The organism is Corallococcus sp. AB011P, assembly GCF_003611605.1.
In the GTDB taxonomy this organism is placed as follows: domain Bacteria; phylum Myxococcota; class Myxococcia; order Myxococcales; family Myxococcaceae; genus Corallococcus; species Corallococcus coralloides.
Window position 1 is genome coordinate 144,321 of record NZ_RAVX01000008.1, and the last position, 19,190, is coordinate 163,510.

At 68.4% G+C, this 19,190-nt stretch carries 16 protein-coding genes and 3 tRNA genes; 2 read left to right on the top strand and 17 right to left on the bottom strand.

Translation table 11 applies throughout. The features are described from left to right. Window positions 1-1,185 (bottom strand): tRNA-uridine aminocarboxypropyltransferase, encoded by a 1,185-nt coding sequence (locus D7X30_RS21770; RefSeq protein ID WP_120564883.1) that lies wholly within the window; start codon window positions 1,183-1,185, stop codon window positions 1-3. A 104-nt stretch (window positions 1,186-1,289) separates the two neighbouring features. On the opposite strand from D7X30_RS21770, the gene D7X30_RS21775 reads away from it, so the two are divergent. Beyond that, on the top strand, window positions 1,290-2,030 hold the full coding sequence (locus tag D7X30_RS21775; protein ID WP_043322782.1) for a 16S rRNA (uracil(1498)-N(3))-methyltransferase: 741 nt from the start codon (window positions 1,290-1,292) through the stop codon (window positions 2,028-2,030). Here D7X30_RS21775 and D7X30_RS21780 read toward each other — a convergent pair. The 15 genes from D7X30_RS21780 to D7X30_RS21850 all read right to left on the bottom strand — a co-directional run bounded on the left by D7X30_RS21780 (window position 2,011) and on the right by D7X30_RS21850 (window position 17,609). Then, a complete protein-coding gene (locus D7X30_RS21780; RefSeq protein ID WP_120564884.1) occupies window positions 2,011-3,393 on the bottom strand; it encodes a DUF2914 domain-containing protein in 1,383 nt (460 codons plus the stop codon). The two genes, D7X30_RS21775 and D7X30_RS21780, sit on opposite strands and share 20 nt — an antisense overlap. 92 nt (window positions 3,394-3,485) lie before the next feature. Continuing rightward, a complete protein-coding gene (grxD, locus tag D7X30_RS21785) occupies window positions 3,486-3,803 on the bottom strand; it encodes a Grx4 family monothiol glutaredoxin (RefSeq protein ID WP_120564885.1) in 318 nt (105 codons plus the stop codon). 17 nt (window positions 3,804-3,820) lie between these two features. Beyond that, on the bottom strand, window positions 3,821-4,078 hold the full coding sequence (locus D7X30_RS21790) for a BolA family protein (RefSeq protein ID WP_120564886.1): 258 nt from the start codon (window positions 4,076-4,078) through the stop codon (window positions 3,821-3,823). Beyond that, a complete protein-coding gene (locus tag D7X30_RS21795; protein ID WP_120564997.1) occupies window positions 4,078-4,623 on the bottom strand; it encodes a YqgE/AlgH family protein in 546 nt (181 codons plus the stop codon). Before D7X30_RS21795 ends, D7X30_RS21790 begins: the two co-directional genes overlap by 1 nt. Window positions 4,624-4,683: 60 nt before the next feature. Continuing rightward, entirely contained in the window at window positions 4,684-5,133 is a 450-nt protein-coding gene (locus D7X30_RS21800) for a response regulator (protein WP_014394875.1), read from the bottom strand. 65 nt (window positions 5,134-5,198) lie between these two features. Beyond that, complete coding sequence (locus tag D7X30_RS21805; protein ID WP_120564887.1) at window positions 5,199-6,011, bottom strand: ABC transporter permease subunit; 813 nt, start codon at window positions 6,009-6,011, stop codon at window positions 5,199-5,201. Further along, window positions 6,008-6,892 (bottom strand): ABC transporter permease subunit, encoded by an 885-nt coding sequence (locus D7X30_RS21810; protein WP_120564888.1) that lies wholly within the window; start codon window positions 6,890-6,892, stop codon window positions 6,008-6,010. The genes D7X30_RS21805 and D7X30_RS21810 overlap by 4 nt, the downstream gene beginning before the upstream one ends. Window positions 6,893-6,895: 3 nt before the next feature. Next, complete coding sequence (locus D7X30_RS21815) at window positions 6,896-8,557, bottom strand: peptide ABC transporter substrate-binding protein (protein WP_120564998.1); 1,662 nt, start codon at window positions 8,555-8,557, stop codon at window positions 6,896-6,898. Between the two features lie 175 nt (window positions 8,558-8,732). Next, window positions 8,733-11,192 carry an endopeptidase La gene (lon, locus tag D7X30_RS21820; RefSeq protein WP_120564889.1) on the bottom strand — a complete coding sequence of 820 codons (2,460 nt, stop codon included), beginning with the start codon at window positions 11,190-11,192 and terminating at the stop codon, window positions 8,733-8,735. Window positions 11,193-11,386: 194 nt separating this feature from the next. Continuing rightward, entirely contained in the window at window positions 11,387-13,573 is a 2,187-nt protein-coding gene (locus D7X30_RS21825; protein WP_233591704.1) for a prolyl oligopeptidase family protein, read from the bottom strand. Between the two features lie 187 nt (window positions 13,574-13,760). Beyond that, window positions 13,761-15,044, bottom strand: coding sequence for an ATP-dependent Clp protease ATP-binding subunit ClpX (gene clpX, locus D7X30_RS21830; RefSeq protein WP_014394869.1), 1,284 nt, complete (start codon window positions 15,042-15,044; stop codon window positions 13,761-13,763). Between the two features lie 232 nt (window positions 15,045-15,276). Then, window positions 15,277-15,897 carry an ATP-dependent Clp endopeptidase proteolytic subunit ClpP gene (gene clpP, locus D7X30_RS21835; protein WP_120549147.1) on the bottom strand — a complete coding sequence of 207 codons (621 nt, stop codon included), beginning with the start codon at window positions 15,895-15,897 and terminating at the stop codon, window positions 15,277-15,279. A gap of 47 nt (window positions 15,898-15,944) precedes the next feature. Continuing rightward, the gene (tig, locus tag D7X30_RS21840) at window positions 15,945-17,222 is read right to left on the bottom strand and encodes a trigger factor (protein WP_120564890.1); all 1,278 of its coding nucleotides are present in this window, start codon (window positions 17,220-17,222) and stop codon (window positions 15,945-15,947) included. 103 nt (window positions 17,223-17,325) lie between these two features. Next, window positions 17,326-17,407 (bottom strand) — tRNA-Leu (locus D7X30_RS21845). Window positions 17,408-17,536: 129 nt separating this feature from the next. After that, window positions 17,537-17,609, bottom strand: a tRNA-Lys gene (locus D7X30_RS21850). Window positions 17,610-17,942: 333 nt separating this feature from the next. Between D7X30_RS21850 and bet the strand changes: the two genes are divergently transcribed. Next, a complete protein-coding gene (gene bet / locus D7X30_RS21855; RefSeq protein WP_120564891.1) occupies window positions 17,943-19,019 on the top strand; it encodes a phage recombination protein Bet in 1,077 nt (358 codons plus the stop codon). 95 nt (window positions 19,020-19,114) lie between these two features. On the opposite strand, the gene D7X30_RS21860 is transcribed toward bet, so the two are convergent. After that, window positions 19,115-19,188: transfer RNA gene (locus tag D7X30_RS21860), tRNA-Arg, on the bottom strand. Window positions 19,189-19,190 lie beyond the last annotated feature (2 nt).

Below are 19,190 nucleotides of genomic sequence, written 5' to 3' on the forward strand. Positions count from 1 at the left end.
TCAGCCCTCGGAGCCGGTGCGCGGCAGCTTCGCGGGCGGCTCGGTCGCGCTTCCACGCGCCACCAGCTCACGCGTCACGGACTCCAGCGCGCTGATGCGGCGGCCCGCGCGGCCCCGGGCCCACGTCGCCACCTCCGGCGCCTTGAGCAGCTCCACCGCCTGCTCCACGCCGCCCGCCTTGCCCTTCAGCGCCCTCGCCGTGACCAGCCGCACGTTGCGCGCGGCCCTGCGCGCCAGGCCCCCGTTCCACAGCAGGTCCAGGGCGAACGCGGTCCACACCGTCAGCTCGTCGTCCGGACGCAGGAACGCCTCGAAGCGGGCCAGTGCCTGGGCACGCGGCTCACCGGCGCGCAGCTCCTCCTCCGGCAGCTCCACATGCAGCGGCGTGCTGTACGCGAGCGGCTGCTCCGGCGCGATGACCGCCTCGAAGCGCTCGCCCGTGGCGTAGCGGACGGCCACCAGGTGCACCAGCTCCGGAGGGATGCCCGCCTCCAGCGGGTGCGCGTTCGCCTCCGCGTAGAAGAGGACCAGCCTGTCCGCGACATCCGCCAGCGAGCGCAGCTCCAGCGGCGGGCGCCACTCGCCCTTGTAGATGCGGCGGCGGTTGGGCCCCGTGCGCGTCTCCTGCCGCTCCAGCTGCGTGTCCACCATGAACTCGAACGCGCCCAGCATGCGGTCGAAGTAGTCCGGCTTGCCCTCCAGCTGGCCCAGGATTTCCGCCACCGCCTCGATGGTGGAGACGCAGTGGTCCGCCGGCTCCGCGCGGATGCGGTAGTTGCTCGGGCGGCGCGGCACGAAGCCGATGCGCGGCAGCGCCGCGAGCACCGGGTTGCGCATCACCACCTTCTTCGCCTGCGGCCAGGTGCCGTCCACGACGATGAGCGTCTCCGGCGGGTTCGCCTGGGCCTCCTCCACGGTGATGGCGTCCTCGCCCGGGAAGAGCACCGCGACGCGCTCGGGGTTCTTCGCCAGCTCCTCCAGCCGCGCGTGGCCGGTGAAGTCCACGCCCCGGTGCAGCTCCGAGTTGGTCAGCGACAGGTGCGCCATGCGCGCCGTGCCAATGGCCACGCGCCGCTCCCGCGGATGCTGGAGGAACACCACGCGCGTGCGCGTCTGGAGCTGGGGGACGTGCGCGCAGTAGCACGCGCTTTCAGGACGCAGACACTTGATGCAGAAGGTACGCACGCCCGGCCCTTTATCACGGCCCTGACCCTGGCGGCCGGGCTCGGCCCTCCCGGGAGGCTCGCCCCCTCCCCTGCCCGCCCGGGAACGGCTACATGGAGGGGACCGTGAACCTGCTCCTGCTCTTCGACGAGGACTTCCAGCCGGACGGCACCGCCCGGCTCACTGGCCGCCGCGCCCAGCACGCCCGCGAGGTCCTCAAGGCCGAACCCGGCGAATCCCTGCGCGTGGGCCGCCTGAACGGCCTCACCGGCACGGGCGAGGTGCTGGAGAACGCCCCCGGCCTGCTCCACCTGCGCGTCGAGCTGACGGACCCGCCGCCGCCAAGGGCCGGCGTGGACCTGCTCCTGGCCATCCCCCGCCCCAAGGCGCTGAAGAAGGTCCTGCCCGCCGTGGCGTCCCTGGGCGTGGACCGCATCGTGCTGGTGAACGCGGCCCGCGTGGAGAAGAGCTACTTCGACTCCAAGGTGCTCAACGAGGCCTTCGTCCGCGAGCTGCTCCTCCAGGGCCTGGAGCAGGCCCGCGACACGCGCATGCCGGAGGTGCTGATCCGCGAGCGCTTCCGCCCCTTCGTCGAGGACGAGCTGGACGCCGTCTTCGGCCCGGAGCCGCTGCGCCTGCTCCCCCACCCGCCCGCCAGCCTCTCCCTCCAGGCCCGGGACATCACGCGCGCCACGCGGGTGGTGCTCGCCATCGGCCCGGACGGCGGCTGGGTGCCCTTCGAGGCCCAGCTGCTGGAAGCCCACGGCTTCCTGCCCTTCTCGCTGGGCCCCCGTATCCTGCGCGTGGAGACGGCGGTGCCGGTGCTGCTGGGTCAGGTGACACTGCTCAAGGCGCCGGCGCCGTAGCCGGCGTGGGAGCCGCCGCGGCCGCCACCGGCGCGGGCTGGAGCTTCTGCCAGTCCTCCAGCGAGATGGGCTTGGTGACCTTGAGCACGGACACGTCCACCTTCTCCTCGCGCGGTTCGGTGCGCGTGTCCTCGGTGACGGTGAAGTTCAGGCGATTGATTTCGTGCCCGGCCTCCGTCTCCAGCACGACGCGCCAGTCACCCGGCTTGGGCGTGGTGCCCGGCTGCGCGTAGTAGCGGTAGCCGCCCTCCGAGCCGTTGCTGCTCACCGAGGCGAGGAAGCCCTTGCCCAGCGCCGTCCAGCCCTTCTCCGGATGGTCGAAGTACCAGCGCACGCGCACGCGGTACGGCTCGAAGCCCTTGGGCGCGAAGATGCGGAAGAAGTACATGGGCTGCTCGCCGGGCCGCACCATGAAGTCCTGGTCGCCGTGGTGGAACGCCGTCCAGACCTTCCACCAGGGCTGCACCTCCGACGTCAGGTGATACACGCCCGGGGAAACGCGCTTCACCTGGTGGTAGATGCCGCTGTACTGCACCGCCAGGGGCACCGGCGGAATCACGCCCAGGAAGTAGCACCCGAGCAGCACCGCCTGCGCGCCGAAGCCGGGAATCGCCACCGTGCGCAGCAGCGCCTTCTCATCCGGGCGCCACCGCTTGAGCACGCGAAGCAGCCCGTAGATGCTCCCGCAGCCCAGCACGACGGAGAGCGTGAAGATCCACCACCCCACCCGGCCAAAGAGCACCGGCAGCAGCGACGCGAAGTACAGCGTCACGCACAGGCTGAAGACGGCCACACGGATGACGGGGCCCAGCTGACGGAAGCGCGGCAGCTCGTTCGCCACCAGAAGCCCGAACATGCCCGCCATGAACAAGAGCGGCGTGAAACCCGACGAGCTCTTGAAGAGGAACAGGGTGAACGCGCTCAGCAGGCTGCCCATGAAGAAGTGCAGCGCGTCCTCGCGGAAGCGCCACACCTTGCCCAGCAGCTTCGGCGGCTCCACGCCTTCGGGATAGCGCTGCTCCAGCACCAGCAGGCCCGCGAGGATGGCCAGGTAGACGAAGTTCTGCACCTCCGTGAGCGCGTCGTCGACAGGGCTCAGGGTGAGGACGTCGTAGAGGAAGCCCGCGAAGAAGAAGAGGGCCATCTCCTGCCGCTCGTACTTCGCGCGGAAGGCCTGCACGCGGTCCACCAGCGTGGGCGTCTTCTCCGTGCTGACGAGGTCGTCCGGATCCACGACGCCAGCGCCGGGCGTGGCGACCGCGACGTTCGCGCCGGGAGGAAGGGGGCCCCCCTCGACCGGCACTCCGGGCACTTCGGTGGACGCGTCCTGCGGCTTCGACTCAGGCGGTGTGACGGTGAGCACGGCGGCTTTCAACCCCTCTTGGCGACCGCCGCCCAGTCTACGCGGGGGACGGGGCCCGGGTCTTCCCCCCGGCCCCGCTCCCTCTCAAACGCCTACTTGCCGCCGGCGGCGACCAGGTCCTGCAGCTCGCCGCGCTCGGCCAGCTCCATCAGGATGTCCGACCCGCCCACGAACTTCCCGTGGATGTAGACCTGCGGAATGGTGGGCCAGTTGGAGTAGTCCTTGATGCCCTGGCGCACGACGGGGTCCGCCAGCACGTCCACCGTGTGCACCGGGCCCAGCGGCTGGAGCAGCTGGAGCGCGCGCGCGGAGAAGCCGCACTGGGGGAACAGGGAGTTGCCCTTCATGAAGAGGACGATGGGGTGCGACTTCACCGTCTCGTCGAACTGGGCCTTGAGGGTCGGATCCATGAATCGTTGCTCCTTCTTCAGCGGGGCCCGAGCTTCTTCCACTGCTCGGGCGAATAGGTCTTGAGCGCCAGCGCGTGCAGCTCGCCCGACTTCAGCCACTGCTGCAGCGGCGCGTACACCAGTTGGTGCTGCTCCACCATGGTCTTGCCGGTGAAGGCGGGGGCGATGACACGAGCCTCGAAGTGGTCTCCCGTCCCCGTGGTGTCGTTCAACTCCACCTCCGAGCCCGGCAGGGCCTCGAGGAGGTAACGGCGAAGCGTCTCAGCGTCGAGCATCAGTTCATCCCCTTTCCCATCACCAGCATGGCCGGGTCCACGCCCAGTCCGCGCAGGGTGGCATCCCACAACTTCGCCGGGTCCTGTCCCAGCACCGCGTCCGCGGTGGCGTCGGCGTACAGCCACGAGCCCGCGGCGATTTCATTCTCCAGCTGCTTGGGGCCCCAGCCCGCGTACCCCAGGCAGAAGCGCACGCGCGGGTCCGTCCGCTGCAAAAGGGGTCCCAGCGCGTCCAGCGTGACGCTCAGGTAGAGGCCCGGCAGGACGGCGTGCTTCTCCGCGACGGAGTCGTCGTCATGCAGGACGAAGCCCCGCTGGGGCTCCACCGGGCCGCCCACGAACACCGGCTGCGACACGCGGTCCGTCGAGATGTCCATCGACTGACCGCGCGCCAGCTCACCGAGCGTCAGGGGCGCTCCCCGGTTCACGATGAGCCCCATGGAGCCCGTCTCCCCGTGTTCGATCATCAGGATGACCGACCGGTAGAAGTTCGGGTCTCCAAGCTGGGGCATGGCCAGCAGGAAGCCGGTGGCGAGGTTCTTCACGCCAGGGAGCATCGGCCGTCCGGCGGGGGTGTGCAACCGGAACCCGCTCCCCTGCTGCTCTCAGTGCCAGCTCTGGTGCTTGGACTTCAGCGCCTTGGCCAGCTTCTCCGGATCCAACGGCTTGCCGATGAAGAGATCCGCGCCCAGGCCCTTGCACTTGCGAGCGGTGGCCGCGTCGCTCATGGCGCTCACGCCGATGAGCACGGCCTGAGGGAACTTCTCGCGCAGCTTGGACATGAGCGTGGTGCCGCTGCGGCCGGGCAGGAACACGTCCACGATGGCGGCGTCCATGCGCTTGTTGCGCACGGCGAACTCGGCCTCCTCGGCGCTGCCCACGGGCATGGCGTCGTAGCCCCAGGTGCTCACCAGCTCGACCAGGAGCTCGCGGTGCGCGGCGTCGTCCTCGACCACCAGCACCGAACCCCGGACGGTCTCCTTGCGCAGGCCGTCGTCACGCGGACGCTCATCACGGGCAGGCGAGAGGGGGATTTCTTCCGTCGGGAGGGACATGATGTTCACCTGAGGGCAAAGGGTTTCCGTCCGTGTGAAACCGCTGCCTCAATGTGCGGCATTCCTCACACTTCGCGACGGGTACCTCCCCCCAAAGCCTGGGAAGCAAGCGAGGCGCCAAGCACCAGCAGGACGAGCAGTCCCCAGGCGGGAATCACCACGCGGCCGCCGCCCTCGTAGATGAGCGCGGCGTAGGACGTGCCCAGGTAGCGGCCCAGGGACATAGGCTCCATGCGGGCGATGCCGAAGAAGCTCACCGTGGACTCGGTGAGGATGGCGCTCGGCAGGCGGCTCAAGAACACGGCCAGCACGAAGGGGCGCAGCAGCGGCCACAGGTGCACGCGAAGGACGTGCGCGCCACCACCGCCCAGGGCCCGCGCGGCGGCCACGTACTCCTGGCCCTCCAGGGTGGCCAGGCGGTCGCGGAACATGCGCGCGGGGCCGGCCCAGCCCACCAGGGCCAGCGACGTCACCATCAAGCCAAAGGGGCCCAGGCCGCCGCCCATGCCCGCGTCCATCAGGGACTGACCGGCGAGCTGGAGCACCATCACCACGAGGACATCCGGAAGGGCGAACACGGCGTCCACCGCGCGCAAGAGCACCTGCTCCGTCACGCCGCCGGACAGCCTCGCGAGCGCCGCGACGGCCAGCCCCAGCACGGTCGACAGCGCGCCGGCCGCGAGCCCGATGGCCAGCGACACCCACAGGCCACCGAAGGCCAGCTCGCACACGCTCCGGTCCGGCCGGTTCAGGTCCCAGCCGAGCGGACAGGTGTTCGCGAGTGCTTCGGGAAACAGGCGGCCGGCCACGAGGCTCAAGGCGCCCAGGCCCACGAGGAGGACCAGCCCCACCCAGGCGCGCAGCGGGATGCGGCTCAAGCGCGGGCCTCCCGGGCGCGGGGATCCACGAGCATGCGCAGCATCTCCACGGTGAGGCTCACGACGACGAGCACGGTGGCGAAGGTGGTGGTGGACACGACGACGACGGCGACCTGCTTGTTGAGGACGGCGAGCACGTAGAGCTGACCGAAGTACGGCAGGCCGAAGACGCGCTCCGCGGCGAACGAGCCCGCGAGCAGCGCGGTGGCGACGGGCGTCACGGCGTCCAGGAGCGCGGGCCACACGTTGGGGAGGACATGGCGGCGCAGCACGGTGCCGGGGTCCAGGCCCTTGCTGAGCGCGGTGCGCACGTAGTCACGGGACAGCTCTGTCTCCAGCGCATCCCCCACGAGCGTGCCCAGGAAGGTCCCCGGCCAGATGGCGATGACGACCGCCGCGCACAATTCCGGCAACAGGTGTCCGCGCTCCACCACGGCTGGGGCCAGCAGCAGCGCGGGGATGAACACGGGCGTCCCGAACGCGATGGCGGGGAGCACGTCCCCGAGCACGGCGAAGCGTCCCCGCCGCCAACGGGTGCGAAGGAGCGCGAAGCCCACCGCCCAAGCGAGCGCGAGGGGAAGCGCGACCAGGCCCACACCCACGCTGCCGGAGAGTTTCTGGAGCAGCTCATCGCCGGTGATGCCCTGAGCGCTGGTGCCCAGGCGTTCCCCGGCGAAGAGCTTCTCCCAGGGCCGAAGGAACCCGAGCGGTTCACCGATGCCCAGGTCGCGCTGATACGAAGCCGCCAGCTCCGGGGACACCTGCCGCTTGTTGTCGCTCTCCGTGGTGAGCGGCAGCGCGGCCATGAGGAAGTACGAGGCCACCGCCACCACCGGCACGAGCACGAGCTGGCGCACGAGGCGCGTCGCGATGAGGCGCATGCGCTAGGGCCCCTGCCCTTCCGCGCGGGCCGAGGCGGCTTCATCCGGGCCCAGCCGCAGTGCACGCAGCGCGAGGAAGTTGAACGGATCCACGTCCAGGCCGTGCAACCGCGCCCGCGCCCGGAAGTAACGGTCCGGGTGGTACAGCGGCGCGATGACGGCCTCATCCCCCACCAGCACCTGCTGGGCCTTCGCGTACAGCTCGCGCGCGTGCACAGGGTCGGGGTCGCCGTCCGCCATCTCCAGCAGCAGCTCGAAGCGGCGCATCGGCTCGCCGCCGCCCTGCGTCTCCCAGCCCGTCTGGTGGTTGCCCTGCCGTTCGAACAGCGTGAAGAACGTGTTCGGGTGCGCGTAGTCCGCGCCCAACCGCCGCAGATACAGGTCATACGCGCGCGGTCCCTGCGGCGTCCTGCGCGCCACCTCCGCGGAGAAGTCCGACCGCGAATCCACCACCACCTGCACGCCCACCTTCGCGAGCTGCGCCGCGATGCGCTCCGCCAGCGCCTCCTCCGGCACGAACGAATCCCCCGCCTTCACCACCAGCCGCAGCGGACGGTCCAACCCCTTCACCCCCGCCAGCTCCGCCTTCGCCCGCTCCGGCTCGTAGCGAGGCAGCAGAGCCGCCTGCTCTGGCGTCGCCGCATCCGGCAGCTCCGGAGGCAGCAACACATTCGTCGCGCGAGCGGCCGGCAGCAGCCCCGCGAGCAGCGCCTCCCGGTCCAGCGCCCGCGCCAGCGCCCGGCGCACCTCTGGCCGGTCCAACGGCGGACGCTCCGTGTTGAAGCCCAGGAAGTACGTGGACAACAGCGGCTCACGCTTCAGGTCCGCCGCCTTCATCCCGCGAAGCGCCGCCGCGCTGTCCACGAAGACAAAGTCCACCCTGCCCCGCTCATACAGCGCAGGACCGATCTCCGACTTCATCAGCGTCAACACCGGCGCGGGCGTCTCCCCTGGCCCCATCGGCGGGATGAATGCGCTGCGCGGGTTGTAGACCAGCCGCACGCGCTCGCCCGCGCGGTCCCACCGCTCGACTCGATAAGGCCCCACCGCCAGCGGACGCCCGTCGCGAGGCCGGTCGAAGTAGTCGCGCACCGCCTCGTCCGACTTGCCCTCCAGGTCCACCGAAGGCGCGGGAAAGAACAGGTACACGTTCGCGAGCCGCGCCAGGAAGTAGCTCCGGGGCCGCGCCAGCGTCACCCGCAGCGTCCGCGCCGCCACTGCCTCCACCCCGACCCGCGACAGCGCGGCCGTCACCTCCGCCTGCGGCGCCCCGCGCTCCTGCAGCGCGAGCACCTCCTCCGCGCCCTGGAGGTCCGCCATCTCGCCGCGCTCACGGCCCAGCAGCGCCCGGTGCCACCCGAAGACGAAGTCGCGCGCCGTGACGGGAGAACCGTCCGACCACGTCACGTCCTCGCGCAGGTGGAACGTGTAGACCTCATGCCCGGCCGCGTCCGCTTCACGCTCCCACCGCTCCGCCAGGCCCGGCTGGACCGAGTGGTCCGCCCCCAACGTGGTGAGCCCCTTCTGCGTGGCCAGCATCACCGGGTAGTTCACCCAGCTCTGCGGATCCGAGTGGCTCCAGTCGAGCGTGGTGGGCATCGCCGGCACCACCACCTTCACGCCCGGCTCCGGCTGGAAGCCGCACGGCCCGCAGGCCGCGGCCATCACCAGCACCAGGGAGTAGGACAGGATTCGCGCGCGGGGAGCCACCGCCCGCGTTGTACCCCGACCGGCTCCGGAAAAGAGAGAAGCCAGGAGACCGGCGACTCCTGGTCGGCCGGCATCCTGGCTTCGTCACCACCCATCCCAGGCCCCCTCAAGGGGCCCGGGACTCAAGACCTCAGGAGGCCGGCGCGGAAGGCGTGGACACCGCATCCGGTACGGACAGCCCCATCTTCAGGTTGTCCCCCGCTCCCTTGCGGCCGAACTCCTCCGGCTTCTCCAGGAGCAGCGCCTCACGCAGCACGTCGTCCACGAACTCCACCGGGACGATGCGCAGCGCCTTGCGGATCTTCAGCGGGATGTCCTTCAGGTCCTTCTTGTTCGCCTTCGGAATCAGGACCGTCTTGATGCCCGCGCGGTGCGCCGCCAGCGTCTTCTCCTTCAGACCGCCGATGGGCAGCACGCGGCCACGCAGCGTGATTTCACCCGTCATCGCCACGTCCCTGCGGACCGGCACGCGCGTCAGCGCGCTCACCAGCGCCGTGGCCATGGTGACACCCGCGGACGGACCGTCCTTGGGGATCGCGCCCTCCGGCAGGTGGACGTGGATGTCGTAGTTCTCGAACACCTTGCGGTCGATGCCGAAGCGCTCCGCGCGGCTGCGCACGTAGGACATGGCCGCCTGGGCGGACTCCTGCATCACCTCGCCCAGCTTGCCGGTGATGATGAGCTTGCCCTTGCCCGGCATGGACGTGGCTTCCGTGGTGAGGATCTCACCGCCCAGCTCCGTCCACGCGAGGCCCGTGACGATGCCCACCTGGTCCTCGCGCTCCGCCACGCCGTAGCGGAAGCGGGGCGTGCCCAGGAACTTCATCGCCTGCTTGCGGTCCACCTCGATGAGGTCCCGCTTGCCGTTCTTCAGCACGTCGCGGGCGATCTTCCGGAACACGCCGCCAATCTCACGCTCCAGCGAACGCACGCCCGACTCGCGCGTGTACCGGTGCACGATGGTCTTCAGCGCGTCGTTGGTGATGTCGATCTTCAGGTCCGCGAGGCCATTGGCCTCCTGCTCCTTCGGAATCAGGTAGCGCCGCGCGATGGAGAGCTTCTCCGGCTCGGTGTACCCCGCGATGCGAATCACTTCCATGCGGTCCTGCAGCGGACCGGGGATGTTGTGCATCGTGTTCGCGGTGCAGATGAACATCACCTTGGACAGGTCGTAGTCGAGGTCCAGGTAGTGGTCGTTGAAGTTGTGGTTCTGCTCCGGGTCCAGCACCTCCAGCAGCGCCGCGCTCGGGTCGCCACGGAAGTCCGTGGACATCTTGTCGATCTCGTCCAGGAGGAACACGGGGTTGTTGCTGCCCGCCTTCTTCAGGGACTGGATGAGCTTGCCCGGCATCGCGCCGATGTACGTGCGGCGGTGGCCGCGGATCTCCGCCTCGTCACGCACACCACCCAGCGACAGGCGCACGAACTTGCGGCCCGTGGCCCGCGCGATGCTGCGCGCCAGCGACGTCTTGCCCACGCCCGGAGGACCCACGAAGCACAGCACGGGGCCCTTCAACTTCTTCACCAGCTGCTGCACGGCCAGGTACTCGAGGATGCGCTCCTTCGGCTTCTTCAAGCCGTAGTGGTCCTCGTTGAGCACCCGCTCCGCTTCGGTGACGTCCAGCCGGTCCTGGGTCTCGTCGTACCAGGGCAGGCTGATGATCCAGTCGATGTAGTTGCGGACGACCGTGGCCTCGGCGCTCATCGGGCTCATCATCCGGAGCTTCTTCAGCTCCTTCTTGACCTTGAGCGTGGCCTCCTTGCTCATCCGCTTGTTCTTCAGCTTCTCTTCAATCTCCTGGATCTCGTTCTTGAACTCGTCGCGCTCACCCAGTTCCTTCTGAATGGCCTGCATCTGCTCATTCAGGTAGTACTCCTTCTGGGTCTTCTCCATCTGCTTCTTGACGCGCGTGCGGATCTTCTTCTCCACCTGGAGAATCTCGATCTCGCCCTGCATCAGCTCGTAGAGCTTCTCCAGGCGCTTGGCCGGGGACTCCGTCTCGAGCAGCGCCTGCTTGTCGTTCAGCTTCAGCGACAGGTGCGCGACGATGGTGTCCGCCAGGCGCGCCGGGTCGTCGATGCTGGCGACCTGCATCAGCATCTCCGGCGGGATGCGCTTGTTGAGCTTCACGAAGGCTTCGAAGACGGAGTGGACGGAGCGCACCAGCGCCTCCAGCTCCACGCTCTTCTCCAGCGTCTCCTCGACCTCGTCCACCTCGACCATGAAGAAGGCGTCGTTCGGGTGGAACTTCTTCACCTTGGCGCGGCGCACGCCCTCCACCAGGACCTTCATCGTGCCGTCGGGCAGCGGAAGGAGCTGGATGAGGTGGCCAATGGTGCCGAAGTGGAAGATGTCGTCGGGCGAGGGGTCGTTCGTCTTGGCCTTCTTCTGGGCGGCCAGCAGGATGACCGCCTTGTCATCCGGCCCCTTGTGGGCCATCGCGTCCTTCAGCGCCGCGATGGACTTCTCCCGGCCGACGAACAGCGGAACCACCATGTGCGGGAACACGATGATGTCCCGAAGGGGCAAGAGCGGGATGGTGAGTCCCCGCTTCTGGGCTTCCTTCTTGTCGTCACGTCCGAAGAACATGTATCCGCCACCCGCTGGCCTGCCGTACGGGCAAGCCCTTCAAGAGTTGCCCACATGCCCGCCAAGCGCGCATGCAGGGTGAAACGCTGCTCTATAACACGCCGGTCGCAGGACCCGTTCCCCGCTCAAGATTAGGGGTCCGCACCCTGCCTTCAAGGGAACACCGGGAGGCAGGAGTGTGTCCTGCCCCGATTCTAGCGGCTCTCGGCCGCTACCCCGGCATCCGGCCGTGCGACGTCCAGAACCTGGAAGAGGAAGGCATACATGTCCACGCTGGACTCGATGGCCTTGGCCACCTGGTCCGCCCCGCCATGGCCCGCGTTCGCCTCAATGCGTAGCAGCGTGGGCGCCGGATTGCCCTTCGCGTTCTGCACCGCCGCCACGAACTTGCGCGCGTGCATGGGGTCCACCCGGTCGTCGTGGTCCGAGCTCATCATCAGGAGGGGCGGGTAGCGCACGTCCTGACGCACGTGGTGGTAGGGCGAATAGGCGTACAGGGTCTTGAACTGCCCGGCGTCGTCCGCCGACCCGTACTCCGGCACCCAGGTCCGCCCGCTGCCGAACAGGTGGAAGCGCACCATGTCCAGGAGCGGCACGCCGCACACCACCGCGCCGTACAGCTCAGGGCGCTGCGTCATGGCCGCGCCCACCAGCAGGCCGCCGTTGCTGCCGCCGTAGATGGCCAGCTTCTTCGCCTGCGTGTACTTCTCCTTCGCCAGGTACTCGGCCGCGCCCGCGAAGTCGTCGAACACGTTCTGCTTGTTCGCGCCCCGGCCCGCCTCGTGCCACGCGGTGCCGTACTCACCGCCGCCGCGCAGGTTGGCCACCGCGTACACGCCGCCCGCGTCCAGCCACGGCAGGATGCTCGCGCGGAAGCCCGGCTGCATGCTGACCAGGAAGCCGCCGTAGCCGTACAGCAGCGTGGGCGCGGTGCCGTCCTTCTTCAGGCCCTTCTTGTAGACGAGGAACATGGGCACCTTCGTGCCGTCCTTCGACGTGAAGAAGACCTGCTCCGTGGTGTACGCGTCCGGGTCCATGGGCACTTCCACCTTCGCCCACAGGTCCACCTTCCCGCTCTTCACGGACGTCCGGTACACCTGCCGGGGCGTGGTGAAGGAGCTGTAGGAGAAGTAGGCGTCGTCCTGGTCCTCCAGGCCCATCAGGTTGCTGGCGGCGCCCACGCCCGGCAGTTGCACGGTGCGCACCGGCTTGCCCTCCAGCGTGGTGATGCGCAGCTCCGTCGTCACGTCCTTGAGGTACTCCAGCGCCAGGTGGCCGCCCACCAGCGACACGCTCTCCAGCGTGGCCTTGGGGTCCTCCGGCACCAGCTCCTTCCAGTTCGCGCGCTCGGACTTCTTGGGGTCCACGGCGAAGACGCGCTGGCGCGGGGCGCCCTCGTCGGTGACGACGTAGAAGCGGTCCTTCCAGGCGAGGACGTTGTACTTGGCGCCCTTGCCCTTCACGAGCAGCCGCCAGTCCTTCTCCGCCGGGTGCTTCCAGTAGACGTCGTTCTCGCTCCAGCCGCGCAGGATGGACGCGAACAGGTACTTGCCGTCACGCGACAAATCACCCTGGAGGAACGTCGTCGGATCGCCGGTGCGCTCGTGCACCACGACGTCCTTCTTCGGATCCTCGCCCAGCTTGTGGAACTTGAGCGTGGTGTAGCCCGGGCGCGCGTCCACCGGGATGGAGGGGTCCGTGGGCAGCCACTCGTAGTAGAAGCCCTTGCCGTCCGGCGTCCAGTTGGTGTTGGCGTACTTCGCGCCCTCGATCACGTCCACCTTGGACCACTCACCGGTGTCCACGTCGATGACGTGCAGGGTGGCCTCGTCCGCGGCGTTGGGGCGCACCGGGAAGGCCACGCGCTTGCCGTCCCACGACGGCACCCAGCGGCCCAGGGACACCGGGCCGTCCTTGCTCATGACGTTGGGGTCCAGCAGCACCTTCTCCTGTCCGGACTCGCCGTCCTTCCAGTAGACGATGGCCTTCTCCTTGTCCTTGTGGGTGCGCATGAAGAAGAAGCGGTTGCCCCGGCGGAAGGGCGCCGTCACCGAGTCCACGTAGAACAGCTCCGTGAAGCGCTTCGTCAGCGCGTCGCGGCCCGGCATCTTCGCCAGCGCGTCGCGGGTGAAGCCGTCCTGCGACTTCATCCAGGCCTGGACCTCCGGGGCCTTCTCGTCCTCCAGCCAGCGGTACGGATCCGCCACCTGCTCGCCGTGCAGCGTGTCCACCACCGCGTCGGAACGGGTCGCCGGGTAGGCCATGCGGGAAGGGCCCTCCTGGGCCGGAGCGCTCGGCGTCGCTTGGGACGCGGCGGGGGCTTCATCACGCGTGGCTTCCTTCGCGGAAGTGCAGGCCACGAGCGACAACAGGGCAGGCATGAGGAGCTTTCTCATGGGGGACAGCAGATACAAGAAGCCCCCCGCCCCGGCCCGCAAAAAAGCGTGGCCCGCCCCCACGCCCGGAAGGCCCCCTTGGAAAGACGAAGGGCGCGCCCCGGTCCAATGACCGTGACGCGCCCCGTCATCCCCGTCAGGCTCTTGCGAGCCCCTAGAGGATGAGTTCGCTCTAGGCCGATTCCTTCTTCGGCTCGGGTGTCTCCTTGTTGTCCTGCGAGTGCAGGACGACGGGCTCGCTCTTCTTGAGGATGACCTCCTCGGAGATGAGCACCTCGCGGGCCGTCTTGCGGGACGGGATTTCGTACATCACGTCCAGCATGGCCGTCTCCAGGATGGAGCGCAGGCCGCGAGCGCCCGCCTTGCGGCGGATGGCCTCCGACGCGATGGCCTTCAAGGCCCCGTCGGTGAACTTCAGCGACACGCCGTCCAGCTCGAAGAGCTTGCGGTACTGCTTGGTGAGCGCGTTCTTGGGCTCGCCCAGGATGTTCACGAGCGCGCCTTCGTCCAGCTCCTCCAGCGCGGTGATGATGGGCAGACGGCCGATGAACTCCGGAATCATGCCGAACTTGAGCAGGTCCTCCGGCTCCACGTGCTTGAGCAGCTCGCTCAAGTTGCGCTGCTTGCGCGACTGGATCTCCGCGCCAAAGCCCAGGCTGCGCCCGCCCAGGCGCCGCTCAATCACCTGCTCCAGGCCGCCGAACGCGCCGCCGCAGATGAAGAGGATGTTGGTGGTGTCCACCTGCAGGAACTCCTGCTGCGGGTGCTTGCGGCCACCCTTGGGCGGGACGTTGGCCACCGTGCCTTCGATGATTTTGAGGAGCGCCTGCTGCACGCCCTCGCCGCTCACGTCGCGGGTGATGGAGGGGTTCTCCGACTTGCGGGCGATCTTGTCGATTTCGTCGATGTAGACGATGCCCCGCTGCGCACGCTCGATGTCGTGGTCCGCGGCCTGGAGCAGGTTGACGATGATGTTCTCCACGTCCTCACCGACGTAGCCGGCCTCCGTGAGGCACGTGGCGTCCGCGATGGTGAAGGGGACGTTGAGGATGCGCGCCAGGGTCTGCGCGAGCAGCGTCTTGCCGGAGCCCGTGGGGCCGAGCAGCAGGATGTTGCTCTTCTGCAGCTCCACATCGTCCATGGCGACCTTGGACTCGATGCGCTTGTAGTGGTTGTGCACCGCCACGGAGAGCGTCTTCTTCGCGCGCTCCTGGCCCACCACGTACTCGTCCAGCACGGCCTTGATTTCAGAGGGCCGGGGGATGCGCAGCTTGGTGTCCTTGGTCTCCTCGCGGTCGATCTCCTCCGCGATGATGTCGTTGCACAGCCCGATGCACTCGTCGCAGATGTAGACCGTCGGGCCCGCGATGAGCTTCTTCACCTCCTTCTGCGACTTTCCGCAGAAGGAGCAGCAGAGGGTCTGGTTGTCTCGCTTCTCCACGTTCTTACCCGCCATGAAATCCCTCGCTGCGCCTGAAAGGCCCCAACCCGCTTCGCGTCCGGTCCCCTGCCCCCACCAATCTAGTCAGCCCCCATCCGGAACGTCCACGCACCTTCCGGGTACTTAACAAGGGGAAAATAGCGGTGACGGGAGAAACGCGAAGGCCGGAGGCGTGGGAGAAGATTCCCAGCACCCCCGGCCGCCGACCGGGTGCCTGACGCCCCGGTCCGTTCGGATGTCAGTGTGTCTACTTCTTCTCTTCCGGCTTCACCCCGACGACCTTCCGGGGGTCCTGGATGGAGTCGATGATGCCGTACGCCTTCGCCTCCGTGGCGCCCATGAAGTAGTCGCGGTCCGTGTCCTTCTCCACGCGCTCGATCGTCTGGCCGGTGTGCTTGACGATGAGCTCGTTGAGCTTGGCCTTCATGCGAAGGATTTCACGGGCCTGGATTTCGATGTCCGTCGCCTGGCCGCGCGCGCCGCCCAGCGGCTGGTGGATCATGATGCGGCTGGAGGGCAGCGAGTAGCGCTTGCCCTTCGCGCCGGCGAGCAGCAGCACGGCGCCCATGGAGGCCGCCTGCCCCACGCAGATGGTGGAGACGGGCGCCTTGACGTACTGCATCGTGTCGTAGATGGCCAAACCGGCCGTCACCGAGCCACCGGGCGAGTTGATGTAGAGGTTGATGTCCTTGTCCGGGTCCTCGGACTCCAGGAACAGGAGCTGGGCGACGATGGCGTTGGCCACGTCATCGTCGATCTCCGTTCCCAGCATGACGATGCGGTCCTTCAGGAGCCGGCTGTAGATGTCGTACGAGCGCTCACCCCGGTGGGTCTGCTCGATGACGTAGGGGACGGGCATGAAGGGCATGTCGGATGGACCTCTAGAAGGAACTCAGAAGGCTTGAGGAAAAGACCTCAAGAATACTTCGCCCGGCCCTTGAGGAATTCAATCGTCTTTTCCTCACGGAGTCGCAGAGACAACCCAAGGCGCTCGTCCGGGCCCTTGAAGTACTTCTTCACCTGGGCGACCGGCTGGTTGGCCTCGATGGCCAGGTCCTCGATGCGCTTCTCCACGTCCTCGTCGGACGCCTGGATGTTCTGCTGCTGGGCAATGGCCTCGAAGAGCAGCGTGCCCTTCACCTCCAGGGTGGCCTTCTCCCGCATCTCGTCGCGCAGGCGGTTGAAGTCCAGGCCCAGCTGGCGCGGGTCGATGCCCTGGCGCTGCATCTGGCGGAAGGCGCCCTCCATCATGGAGTCGATGGCGCGCTCCACCATGGCGCGGGGCACGTCGAACGGGTTCTTCTCCAGGAGCGCCTTGATGAGCCCGTCGCGCTCGTCCACGGTGGCCTGGTTCTTCTTGGCCTTCTCCAGGTCCGAGCGAACCTTGGCGCGCAGCTCGTCCGCCGTCTGCGCGACGCCCGTCTGCTTGGCGAAGTCGTCGTTGAGCTCCGGCACCACCGCCTTCTTCAGCTCCTTGACGGTGATGTGGAAGACGGCCGTCTTCCCGCGGACCTCTTCGGCCTGGTAGTCCTGGGAGAAGGTGTACTCCACGTCCTTGGACTCGCCGACCTTCACGCCCGCCAGCTGCGGGATGTTGCCCTGGATGAGGTCGCCGTCCTCCACGCGCACGCCAATGCCGTCCGCCTTGCTGCCGGGGAACGCGTTGCCGTCCACCTTCGCCTCGAAGTCGATGGTGACCTGGTCGCCCTGGGCCGCGGTGTCGCGGTCGGTGACGGGCTCGATGCGGCCCAGGTTCTGGCGCATGTTCTCAATCTGCTGGTTCACCGCGTCGTCCGCGACGGCGGTGTCCACCTTCGTCAGGGACAGGCCCTCGAAGTCCTTGGCCTCCACCTTCGGCTTCACCTCGACGCGGGCCTCGAAGCTGAAGGGGGCGCCGGGCTTGAGGCCGGAGTTGGTGACCTGGGGGGAGGCCACGGCCTCCACCTTGTGCTCGCGCACGGCGTCCAGGTAGGCGCGCTGCACGACGCGCTGGATGACGTCGTCCTCCACCTGCTCGCGGTACTTCTGCTCGAGGATGCGGCGGGGAACCTTGCCCTGACGGAAGCCGGGCATCTTCACCTGGCCGCTGAGCGCGGTGTACGCGCGGTTGAGCTCCTCAACGACGCGGGCGGAGTCGACCTCGATGGAGAGCTTCTTCTCGATGGGAGAGAGCTCTTCGACCTGGACCTTCATGCGGGCCTCGCTCGCCGCCTCCACGGGCTGTACGTCCCGGGGCGGCAACCGGAAAGTGGGACGTGCGGCTTTAGGGGATAGGCACGAACGGGTCAACGCGAAATGGGCGAGGAGGGACTCGAACCCTCACACCTTGCGGTACCAGATCCTAAGTCTGGCGCGTCTACCAGTTTCGCCACCCGCCCGACGCGTCGTGCGACCGTCCTACCGCGAAACGTCCGTGGGGGACAGGGCCTTTCCGGCGCGCGCTTCCCGGTGAGGGAGTGCCGGAAAAGACACAGGGCCCCTTCCGTTTCCAGAAGGGGCCCTGCGAGTGAGAGCGGAGGGAATCGAACCCACAACCTATGGATTAAGAGTCCATTGCTCTGCCAATTGAGCTACGCTCCCGGCTTTGCGTTCGGCCGCGTTGGCTGCGCGACGTCCGAGGTGGCGCGGTGAATACCGGTCGCCGCCCGCCCTGTCAAAACGTTTTTGCACCCCCCTTTCATTCTCCGCGTTGGAACCGGATGCCTGGCGTGCGGCCGTCCGTCCCCGCGTCCGGGAAGCGATGCGAAGGGGCGGCCCGGCTCGCATGTTGATCCACGCCGCGATTCGCGCTGCAGGCCTGTAGCAGGGTCCCCTCCGGGCCCCTGCCTCGCCGGTCGTGCGCCGTGTTCCCGCGGCAACCATGTGGGCGGGCGAGGGTCGTCCGCCTTTTCGAGCGGTGCTGGAGACACAGTGATGGATGCGAATGTGAAGGCGGAAGGAACGACGTCGCCGCAGGGCGCGGCCTGGAACCGGGAGCGGGTGGACCTGGTGAAGCGGACCATCTGCCCGCGGGGAATCAGCGAGGACGAGTTCGCCCTCTTCATCGAGCAGTGCAAGCGCAGCGGGTTGGATCCGCTCCTCAAGGAAGCGTTCTGCGTGGCGCGCCGCCAGAACGTGGGCAACCGCGAGCGGCCCAACTGGGTGACGAAGTACGAGTTCCAGCCCTCCGAGGCGGGCATGCTCGCCCGGGCGGAGCGCTTTCCGGACTTCAAGGGCATCCAGGCGAGCGCGGTGTTCGCCGAGGACGAAATCGTCGTGGACCAGGGCAAGGGCGAGGTGGTGCACCGCTTCAACCCGGCCAAGCGCAAGGGCGCCCTGGTGGGTGCCTGGTCGCGCGTGGTGCGCGAGGGGAAGCTGCCGGTCGTCGTGTGGCTGGACTTCTCCGGCTACGTCCAGCAGACGCCGCTGTGGGCCAAGATTCCCACGACGATGATCGAGAAGTGCGCGCGCGTGGCGGCGCTGCGCAAGGCGTACCCGGAGGCCTTCGGCGGACTGTACGTGCGCGAGGAGATGCCGGCCGAGGAGTACGACGCGCACGACGAGCCCGCGCCCGCCTCCGGTTCCTATGAGGTGCTGGGCTCGAAGCCGGGCCCGGTGAAGGCGTCCTTCCCCACCCTGGCCCCGGCCCCCGCGGAGGCCGCCAAGGCGGCGCGTGCGCCGGAGAAGGAAGAGCCCCGGCTGGACGTGGACGTGCCGTTGGCGCCGGCCAAGACGGTGGCGGCGGTGCCCGTGGCCCAGACGCCCGAGCGTCCGAAGGCGAGCGCGGTGGTGGTGGCGTTCGGCCCCTACAAGGGCAAGACGGCGTCCGCGCTGTCCGACGACGAGCTGAGCGAGACCATCGACCTGGCGCACGAGAAGCTGATGGAGCAGCCCCGGGCCAAGTGGGCGAAGGCCATGCGCGAGAACCTCACCGCGCTGGAGGCGGAGACGGAGCTGCGCTGCCAGGTGCCGTCCGCCAAGGACCGCGCCGGGACGAACCCGGAGGCCTGAACTCCCGCGTGACCGCGAAATGAACAACGCCCGCGTCCCGGAAGAGGGGCGCGGGCGTTTCGCTTTCAGGCCACGAGGGAGCTGGGAAAGGGAGTTGCGCCCAGAGGGACTTGAACCCCCAACCCTCGGCTTCGAAGGCCGATGCTCTATCCAGTTGAGCTATAGGCGCGG

Bases quoted from the DNA above. Each gene is read 5' to 3' on its own strand.
- grxD (WP_120564885.1), bottom strand. From the start codon at position 3,803: ATGGATCCGACCCTCAAGGCCCAGTTCGACGAGACGGTGAAGTCGCAC.
- D7X30_RS21790 (WP_120564886.1), bottom strand. From the start codon at position 4,078: ATGCTCGACGCTGAGACGCTTCGCCGTTACCTCCTCGAGGCCCTGCCG.
- D7X30_RS21800 (WP_014394875.1), bottom strand. From the start codon at position 5,133: ATGTCCCTCCCGACGGAAGAAATCCCCCTCTCGCCTGCCCGTGATGAG.
- D7X30_RS21810 (WP_120564888.1), bottom strand. From the start codon at position 6,892: ATGCGCCTCATCGCGACGCGCCTCGTGCGCCAGCTCGTGCTCGTGCCG.
- D7X30_RS21815 (WP_120564998.1), bottom strand. From the start codon at position 8,557: ATGGCCGCGGCCTGCGGGCCGTGCGGCTTCCAGCCGGAGCCGGGCGTG.
- lon (WP_120564889.1), bottom strand. From the start codon at position 11,192: ATGTTCTTCGGACGTGACGACAAGAAGGAAGCCCAGAAGCGGGGACTC.
- D7X30_RS21825 (WP_233591704.1), bottom strand. From the start codon at position 13,573: ATGCCTGCCCTGTTGTCGCTCGTGGCCTGCACTTCCGCGAAGGAAGCC.
- clpX (WP_014394869.1), bottom strand. From the start codon at position 15,044: ATGGCGGGTAAGAACGTGGAGAAGCGAGACAACCAGACCCTCTGCTGC.
- clpP (WP_120549147.1), bottom strand. From the start codon at position 15,897: ATGCCCTTCATGCCCGTCCCCTACGTCATCGAGCAGACCCACCGGGGT.
- tig (WP_120564890.1), bottom strand. From the start codon at position 17,222: ATGAAGGTCCAGGTCGAAGAGCTCTCTCCCATCGAGAAGAAGCTCTCC.
- bet (WP_120564891.1), top strand. From the start codon at position 17,943: ATGGATGCGAATGTGAAGGCGGAAGGAACGACGTCGCCGCAGGGCGCG.